At 60.4% G+C, this 7,429-nt stretch carries 9 protein-coding genes and 1 tRNA gene; 3 read left to right on the top strand and 7 right to left on the bottom strand.

Annotated elements, in window-relative coordinates:
• Window positions 1–16: 16 nt before the first annotated feature.
• The gene (locus tag AB4Z11_RS17145; protein ID WP_442026449.1) at window positions 17–241 is read left to right on the top strand and encodes a hypothetical protein; all 225 of its coding nucleotides are present in this window, start codon (window positions 17–19) and stop codon (window positions 239–241) included.
• 21 nt (window positions 242–262) lie between these two features.
• On the opposite strand, the gene AB4Z11_RS17140 is transcribed toward AB4Z11_RS17145, so the two are convergent.
• Window positions 263–1,156: a LysR family transcriptional regulator gene (locus tag AB4Z11_RS17140; protein WP_442026448.1), complete on the bottom strand. Its 894-nt coding sequence runs from the start codon at window positions 1,154–1,156 to the stop codon at window positions 263–265.
• A 102-nt stretch (window positions 1,157–1,258) separates the two neighbouring features.
• Between AB4Z11_RS17140 and AB4Z11_RS17135 the strand changes: the two genes are divergently transcribed.
• Window positions 1,259–2,272 (top strand): zinc-binding alcohol dehydrogenase family protein, encoded by a 1,014-nt coding sequence (locus AB4Z11_RS17135; protein ID WP_442026447.1) that lies wholly within the window; start codon window positions 1,259–1,261, stop codon window positions 2,270–2,272.
• Here AB4Z11_RS17135 and AB4Z11_RS17130 read toward each other — a convergent pair.
• The 5 genes from AB4Z11_RS17130 to AB4Z11_RS17110 form a co-directional block, all read right to left on the bottom strand.
• Window positions 2,269–2,829, bottom strand: coding sequence for a hypothetical protein (locus tag AB4Z11_RS17130; protein ID WP_442026446.1), 561 nt, complete (start codon window positions 2,827–2,829; stop codon window positions 2,269–2,271). The genes AB4Z11_RS17135 and AB4Z11_RS17130 overlap by 4 nt on opposite strands.
• Window positions 2,830–2,938: 109 nt before the next feature.
• A complete protein-coding gene (locus AB4Z11_RS17125) occupies window positions 2,939–3,664 on the bottom strand; it encodes a hypothetical protein (RefSeq protein WP_442026445.1) in 726 nt (241 codons plus the stop codon).
• 4 nt (window positions 3,665–3,668) lie between these two features.
• On the bottom strand, window positions 3,669–4,556 hold the full coding sequence (locus AB4Z11_RS17120) for a ribose-phosphate pyrophosphokinase (RefSeq protein WP_442026444.1): 888 nt from the start codon (window positions 4,554–4,556) through the stop codon (window positions 3,669–3,671).
• A 32-nt stretch (window positions 4,557–4,588) separates the two neighbouring features.
• Window positions 4,589–5,446 carry a MaoC/PaaZ C-terminal domain-containing protein gene (locus AB4Z11_RS17115; RefSeq protein ID WP_442026443.1) on the bottom strand — a complete coding sequence of 286 codons (858 nt, stop codon included), beginning with the start codon at window positions 5,444–5,446 and terminating at the stop codon, window positions 4,589–4,591.
• A complete protein-coding gene (locus tag AB4Z11_RS17110) occupies window positions 5,447–6,481 on the bottom strand; it encodes an alpha/beta fold hydrolase (RefSeq protein WP_442026442.1) in 1,035 nt (344 codons plus the stop codon). It lies immediately after the preceding gene.
• Window positions 6,482–6,644: 163 nt separating this feature from the next.
• On the opposite strand from AB4Z11_RS17110, the gene AB4Z11_RS17105 reads away from it, so the two are divergent.
• Window positions 6,645–7,040 carry a hypothetical protein gene (locus AB4Z11_RS17105; RefSeq protein ID WP_442026441.1) on the top strand — a complete coding sequence of 132 codons (396 nt, stop codon included), beginning with the start codon at window positions 6,645–6,647 and terminating at the stop codon, window positions 7,038–7,040.
• A gap of 101 nt (window positions 7,041–7,141) precedes the next feature.
• Here AB4Z11_RS17105 and AB4Z11_RS17100 read toward each other — a convergent pair.
• Window positions 7,142–7,231 (bottom strand) — tRNA-Ser (locus AB4Z11_RS17100).
• Window positions 7,232–7,429 lie beyond the last annotated feature (198 nt).

Raw genomic sequence — 7,429 nt, 5'->3', positions numbered from 1 at the left:
TCGCAAAGGACTTGTCATGACTACTCTGCAAAGCACTTTCGACTCTCGTTTCGGTCTCGAATATGCCCCGATGTCTTTCCTGGTTCGCTTTGGCAAGCGCGAGATGCTGGTGTGCCGTGACTTCCGCAAGCGCTTCTATGCGGTGAACCCGATTATCGAATGCGACACCGGCGTGCAGCCGGGCCATGTTGAAGTTCTGCTGTTCGGCCGCTGGCTGCTGATTCTGTCGAAAGCCCGCTGATCCGGCGCCGATCCAGTTTACTCACATCTGCTCCACCTGCGCGCGCAAGAAGTCGCGCAACTGAATCACGATGGGCGTGACCTGCGAGCGGTGCTGACAAACCAGCTGTAGCGGCACCTCTTCACCCGCTATTTCTGGCAGCAGCACCTGCAAGCGCCCGGCCTTCAGGTCGGCGGTCATGTCCAGGCGTGATTTGTAGGCGATGCCCAAACCGGCCACGGCCCAGCGCCGTACCAGGTCGGAATCGTTGGTCCATCGATTGCCGCTCACCTGCACCACAGACGCTTCGYCGTTCTGTGGCGCGAAGGCCCAGCGGTCGTAAATCATGTCTTCCAGCGCAAAACGGAGGCAGTTATGCCGCCGCAAATCGTCTAAAGTATTCAGCCTGCCGTGCTGACGAACGTATTCCGGCGAGGCAACCAGCACCCGCCGGTTGTCCGCCGTAATGGGCATGGCTACCAGACTTGAGTCTTCCAGTTTGCCGTAGCGGATCGCCAGATCTACCGGCAGGCGGGTCATATCGGCCCGGCGGTCGCTCACATTGATCTGGTAGCTGACGCCGGGATACTGGGCCTGGAACTTATCCAGCCAGGGTAGGATCACATTGCGGCCCACATCAGACGGGAAAGATATTTTCAGCGTGCCGGAGAAGGCATCCTTGCCGATCAGGGTTTCGTGGCCCTCCTTCAGCAAGCGCAGCGCTTCCCGCGCGTGGCGCAGATAATGTTCCCCCTCATCGGTCAGGCGCAGCGAGCGCGTGGTGCGGGCGAACAGGCGCAGCTTCAGCTCACCTTCCAGCCGCTTCAGGGCTGCGCTGGCCATCGCCGGTGAAATATCCAGTATCCGGGCGGCGGCCGACAGGCTGCCATGATCGGCCGTGCTCACGAACACGGAGAGGTCGTCAAAACGCAGCATTTTCTTCGTTTCATTGAAAGTGTTTCGGTGATTCTAGTCTTTTTCTTCGCTCCGCGATAAATGAAGATAGCGCCATCGATAACTTTTTACGAGGAAAACAAAATGAAAGCAGTTGCCTATCACGCCTCCCTGCCCATCACCGACGCCAAGGCCCTGGTCGACGTCGAACTGCCGGCGCCGGTTGCCAGCGGCCGCGACTTGCTGGTCGAAGTCAAAGCCATCTCGGTTAATCCAGTCGACACCAAGATTCGCCGCAATGTGGCTCCGGCCGAAGGCGATCTGAAAGTGCTGGGCTGGGACGCTACGGGCATCRTGAAGGCCGTCGGTCCGGACGTCACCCTGTTCAAACCGGGTGATGAGGTCTGGTATGCAGGCGACCTCACCCGCCCCGGCACCAATAGCGAACTGCATCTGGTGGATGAGCGCATCGTGGGCCACAAGCCGCGCAATCYGTCCTTCGTTGATGCTGCCGCCCTGCCCCTGACCGCCATCACGGCCTGGGAAATGCTGTTCGACCGCCTGGAAGTCTCGCGCGACAAAGGCGTGAGCGGCAAATCGATCCTGGTCACCGGCGCAGCGGGTGGCGTGGGCTCCATCCTGGTCCAGCTGGCACGCCAGTTGACGGGCCTGACCGTGATCGCTACCGCATCGCGTCCCGAAACCGTGGAGTGGGTGAAGACTTTGGGTGCGCATCACGTACTCGACCATACCAAGCCGCTGAATGAGGAACTGAAGCGCGCGGGATTGCCGCCTGTCGATTATGTGGCCAGCTTGAATCAGACCGACAAGCACTTCACCGCGCTGGTCGAGCTGATCGCGCCGCAAGGCAAGCTGGCCCTGATCGACGATATCGAACACATCGACGTGCGTCTGCTGAAGCGCAAGAGCATTTCCCTGCACTGGGAACTGATGTTCACCCGCTCCATGTTCCAGACCGACGATATGCAAAAGCAGTACGCGCTGCTGAATGACGTGTCCCAGCTGGTGGACAGCGGCGTGCTGAAGACCACGGTAGGTGAACGCTTCGGCAAGATCAATGCCGAAAACCTGAAACGCGCGCATGCCCTCATCGAAAGCAATACCGCGCGCGGCAAGATCGTACTGGAAGGCTTCTAAAGCGCTTCCACAGCGCGCGCCGCATGAGCGGCCGCGCTGGCTTCTGCCGCCAGCTGCACCGCCTGCTGCTGGCGCAGAATCGACAAGGCGCGATCGTCATGCGCCTCCAGCGCGCCCTGCAGCGTGGTCGCCGTTTCGCAGGACAGATCAACCACCTTCAAGAAAGCCCGCTGAGTGCGGTCCAGGATCTTCGAGGTAAAGCCGATGTTGCCAAACAGCGTACCGATGTTCACGCACAGCTCGCGCAATTGCAGCAAGGTGCGCTTGGTCGCTTCGATATCGTCCCGCATGCCGCGGTCGATGTCGATCAGCTCCGTGCGTGCCTTCTCATGATTGGACAACTCGCGCACCGAGCCCAGCCAGCGTTGAATGCGGCGCGAGATGCGTGTAATGCGGGCCGTCTTCCCCTCCATCATCATGCAGTAGTTGAGGCATAAGACCCAGGTCGGCAACTGCGCAAGAAAAAGCGGCAGACCAAGCTGCCGCATGCGTGTCTCGAAGCGTTTGAATTTCTGCAGCAGTCCGCCAATGCTGGCGATCAAAGGATCGTTGCGCATGATTTGCCCTCCCCCCGGAAGTCTGCGACATTCCAAGTATAGGCAGCGAGGACGCATGGGGCCGCTCGTTACACTTGATGCAGATTAAAAGATGTGCAATCAGCGCAGCTTAGAGCGTGCCGTTCAGCCAGGCTTCCTCATGCTCGCGCTCGCGGCGGCGGCGTTCGGCGGGTGCGTCGAACGCGCTCAGGTAGTCGCGATGCTTGCGCTGCATCAGGGCGATTTCCTGCTCGATCGCCTTGATCTCGTCCGCGTCGGGTGAAAAATGCGTGAACTCGGCGCGTTCCCGTTTCAGCCGCGCCTGTTCATCTTCCAGCTCCAGGGTGCGCATTTCGCAGCGCTTCAGGTTGCGGCGCAGTTTTTCGGGCGTGATGCCCTGCTTGCGCAGATCGGCCAGCACGGCCATATCCGAGCGGACGGCGTTGATGCGGCGCTGCAGCTGCGCGATTTCACCATTGACCTGCTCGATCTCCGCGGCGTTCTTGGCAGCGTAAGCTTGGCGGCGGCGCTCGGACAACAGGCTCATCTCAGCTTCCAGCGTCAGGAACTCTTCCTTGAACGGCCGATCAAAGCTATCCAGCTGGGCGCGGAACGCCGCAGCCTGCTTTTCCAGGGACATTTCCTCCAGCTGCGCCTTGCTCATCAAGATGCCAAAGCGGCGATGGGCCTTCTCTTCCAGCGCCTTGGTGGCGGCCAACAGCTTCGCTTCCAGCCGCGTGGTGGAAAACTTCTGTTCGCCATAAGCCTCGTACTCGGCACGGCGTGCGCTTTCCCAGGAGCGGAACGCTGAGGGAAGACGCAAACGGCGGTAGTGATATCTAATCCAGTTCAGCATCGCCTTAATTTATCATCGCCGCTACGACAGGGGCAAGGGCGGGCAGCAGGTCGATCCGGTTGCTCGCATGGGTAATCGTGTTGCAGCTGACGATTTCGCCCACGCCCATATCGCGCAACTCGGCATGCGCATTGTCCGCAAAGACTGCATGCACCGCGATGCACACCGGTTTTGCCAGGCCGGCGTTCAGGATATGGCTTGCGGCGCTCATCATGGTGCGGGCGGTCGATGCGATATCGTCAACAAGCACGGGCGTGTGGTCGCGCCACTTGTCCGTGTCCGGCACCGAGACCGACACGTCGCGGTCGCCGCGCCGGATCTTTTCCAGCACTATGCAGGGGGCGCCCGCAAGTCTGGCCACCTCGCCCGCCCACTGTTCGCTTTCCGCATCCGGACCGATGATCAGCGGACGCTGGATATTTTGCTTCAGCCAGTCGGCAATCGCGGGCGCAGCACGCACGATCCTGGTTGGAATGCTGTAGCACTCGGCCAGATCGTGGTGGCGGTGCAAGTGGGGATCGACGGTAACGATCCAGTCGATAAAGGAGGACAGCAGCTTGCCGAACTGGACGGAAGTCTGTCCCTCGCCTTTGTTGAAGGCCGAATCCTGGCGCATGTACGCTAGATACGGCGCCACCAGGCCGATGCGCCTGGCGCCCTGTTCGCGCGCCAGGCTGGCCGCGATGTAGAGAGTCATGAACTTCTCGTCGGGACGGTCCAGGCTGCCGGCGAAGATCACTTCACGGCCCTGGACTTCGGACAGCAGGCGCACATACGATTCCCCGTCCGGAAAGCGGCGGATGGTTGCACTGCCCAGCTCCCAATCGAGCTCCTGCGCAAGGCGCTGCGCCAGCCGCTCATTGCCCGGCAGCGCAAACAGAATTGGCTTCATTCCCTGTTCTCCTGGAATTGCATCGGCCAATTCTACAGCACATCAATCCTTGCTTGAGTGTCAATTTCGAACGTGCCCTCGACGGCCAGCCTATCGCCTGCGTGGATGTAGAACCGGGCCTCGCGCCAATCCGCCTCCAGCCTGACCTCGCTACCCAGCGCAATTGGCGCCAGAAATCGGGCCGAGATCGACCTCACGCGCTGGCCCGCCGCAGCCTCCAGCAGCGCGCAAGCCTTGCCGATGGTCTGCATGCCATGAATGATCGGCCGCTCCAGTCCGAACAAGCGCGCCGACCATGCCCACAAATGAATCGGGTTCCAGTCGCCCGACACACGCGCATACCTGCGGCCGGCATCTGCGCTGAGCTCCCAGCGCCCGACTTCCGCATGGGCCTGCGCCACCGTCGCGGCCTTGGCGCTGCCGCGCTTCTCTCCACGTACCGCCAGATAGCGGCTCTCGCAACGAAACACCGGCACCCCGCGCTGCTCGGCCAGCGTATCGAACACACAAAACCGCGCACCAGCCGGCGTCGGCGGTTCAATGCGCAAGGTATTGTGAACGACAATCTCTAAGTCCATGTCCAACGGCGCGAGCTCGACGATCCTGTTCTCGACATGGATCATCCCCGCCAGCTTGAACGGAAACGTCCGCCCCACCATCGCCGCCAGATGAGCACGCTGCGCAATCAAATAATGGAAAGCGACCGGCGTACGTTCGTCAGACAATCCCAGCAACTCCCGACACGCCCGCATCTGTGCCGCATCAACGCTCGCGACGCGATAACTGGCGCTCATTGCCGCCTCATCGGCCTGCCCACTGCGCGCCCGTAATGCGCCGCGCAGCAAACCCAGTAAAGAAGTCGAAGGAAGCTGATTCGTAATTTCGGCCATCTATTTTGCCTTGGACACAAACGCGTCCACCTCTTCAATCAATTGCGCGCGGCCTCGCTCCGGGCGCTCCAGGTGGAGGAAGTGCGTTGCGCCGGGAATGCGCACCATGCGCACGGAGGCAGCATGCACAAGGTCCGCTTCGAGATTGCGCATGTCTTCCGGACGTGACCAGAAATCCTTCTCGCCGGCGATTGCCAGGACAGGCGCAGTAATCAGCGACGCGTCCCAAAGCTGCCTGCCGCTCGCCAAATAAAAGCTGTCTTCCATCGCGCCGCATGGCGACCGGAAGCTGCGTGGCTCGCGCGAGCTGCTGCCCGGATCACTCGACAACGCCGCCTCCACATAAGCTGCCGCGACTTTCGGGTCGCGCGCGGTATTCTTCGCATCGCCGAGCGTTGCATCCCATGGACGCAGTACCGACGCGCCGTCATTAAAGCGATAAGCGCCGCAGGCCGCTGTATCAAAGCGCCCAGGATGCGCCTTATCGTCAAGGCTTGAGCCAGGTCCGATCATCGCGTGTGGACTGCTGCCGCGATACAGGCTATTCAGCACGATGAGCGCGCTGAGCTTTGCGGAATGCAGGCTCGCATAATGCCCCGCCCATTGCCCGCCCGTCGCCCATCCAAACAAGGCCACCTTCGCACCGCCGCTGCGCTGACGAACAAAGTCCACCGCCGCATCGACATCCTCAACCGCCTCATTGGACCGCACCAGCGCAGCCTTGCCCTCCGGCGGCGCATCCATCGCAGCCGGCCTGCTGGACGCGCCATATCCACGCACATCCAGCAGATAAACATCGAAGCCCCGCGCAGCCAGATCCGCCGCCAGCGAGCCACCCGTCACCGGCAAATCAAACGACCCGATCGCGCCCACGCGCGCGCCATGCACCAGCAAGATCGGCCGCCGTCCATGATGCTGCCCAACTTCGGACACCGCCAGCGTAATGCCCGGCGCGGATTGAACACGGAACTGCTCGCCCGCCAAGGCAGGCTGGCATATCGCAAGGGTGACGCACAAGGTCAGATGAGCTCTCATGCGACCGCATACTATCAAAAAAGAAAAAGCCCGCGAATCGCGGGCTCAAATAAAACTGAAAGGTGACCCATTATGATCGCGCCGATAAGCGAACAGTCTCTCCGATTGTCACAGTGCAACAACTTGCATCAAGGAGGGCACTAAGCAGGTACAATCAGTACACATGAGCAACCACAAAAAGTTACTCTACTGCGCTCTCGCCGCTCTACTAGCCTGGTTGGCGTTGATTATCTATCTGCTGCTGAAGGCCAGCTTCTTCTATTTTGTCAGCGACACCGTTCACGCAAAAGTCATCAAGGTACGCATCGTCGAACGTCCCGACCTGGACGGCTACGCCAACCGGACAATTTACCTGACCCTTCGCTACGCGGTAGGACCCGAAGAATACGACTCCAGCGAAATTTCCGATCAGTTCATGCACTACGTCGGCGACATGGTGAAGGTGCGATACCGGCGCGGCGATCCCAGCGATATTCACTATCAATACTGGGGCCGGCTGTGGCTGATTTCTCTAATGATGGCCTGGACCATCGGTGGCATTTACATGACCCTGAATTAAATTCGGGGTCAGATCCGACATTCGGACAGTCGGAGGGATTTATTGAGATTTCTCAATATGCCGGCCCGACAAATGGTGTAAGCGGCGCGCAGGCGCTGTTCTGGCGGAAGCGGTGAGATTCGAACTCACGAACGGGATTAACCGTCGGCAGTTTTCAAGACTGCTGCCTTCAACCACTCGGCCACGCTTCCTTGGAGGCAGCATTATACCCAATTCAACTTGGCTTGCCAGTGTCCCCTGCGCAGCCGCGCGGTTTGGCCGCTAGAAATTGGCAGTCGAGAGGACGGAAGAACTCGCGGGTGGTGCCGTATTCACGGCGGTAGCGGTCGAAAATCTTGTCTACGGCGCCGGATTTGTACAGTGCAGCGATGCCGCGCTCGAAGACGTCG

The sequence above is a fragment of the Pseudoduganella sp. RAF53_2 genome (assembly GCF_052113985.1).
Taxonomy (GTDB): domain Bacteria; phylum Pseudomonadota; class Gammaproteobacteria; order Burkholderiales; family Burkholderiaceae_D; genus Rugamonas.
The sequence above is the reverse complement of the archived record's forward strand: the minus strand, read 5'-3'. Positions and strand labels throughout refer to the sequence as shown.

Bases quoted from the DNA above. Each gene is read 5' to 3' on its own strand.
- AB4Z11_RS17120 (WP_442026444.1), bottom strand. From the start codon at position 4,556: ATGAAGCCAATTCTGTTTGCGCTGCCGGGCAATGAGCGGCTGGCGCAG.
- AB4Z11_RS17125 (WP_442026445.1), bottom strand. From the start codon at position 3,664: ATGCTGAACTGGATTAGATATCACTACCGCCGTTTGCGTCTTCCCTCA.
- AB4Z11_RS17110 (WP_442026442.1), bottom strand. From the start codon at position 6,481: ATGAGAGCTCATCTGACCTTGTGCGTCACCCTTGCGATATGCCAGCCT.
- AB4Z11_RS17130 (WP_442026446.1), bottom strand. From the start codon at position 2,829: ATGCGCAACGATCCTTTGATCGCCAGCATTGGCGGACTGCTGCAGAAA.
- AB4Z11_RS17105 (WP_442026441.1), top strand. From the start codon at position 6,645: ATGAGCAACCACAAAAAGTTACTCTACTGCGCTCTCGCCGCTCTACTA.
- AB4Z11_RS17145 (WP_442026449.1), top strand. From the start codon at position 17: ATGACTACTCTGCAAAGCACTTTCGACTCTCGTTTCGGTCTCGAATAT.
- AB4Z11_RS17115 (WP_442026443.1), bottom strand. From the start codon at position 5,446: ATGGCCGAAATTACGAATCAGCTTCCTTCGACTTCTTTACTGGGTTTG.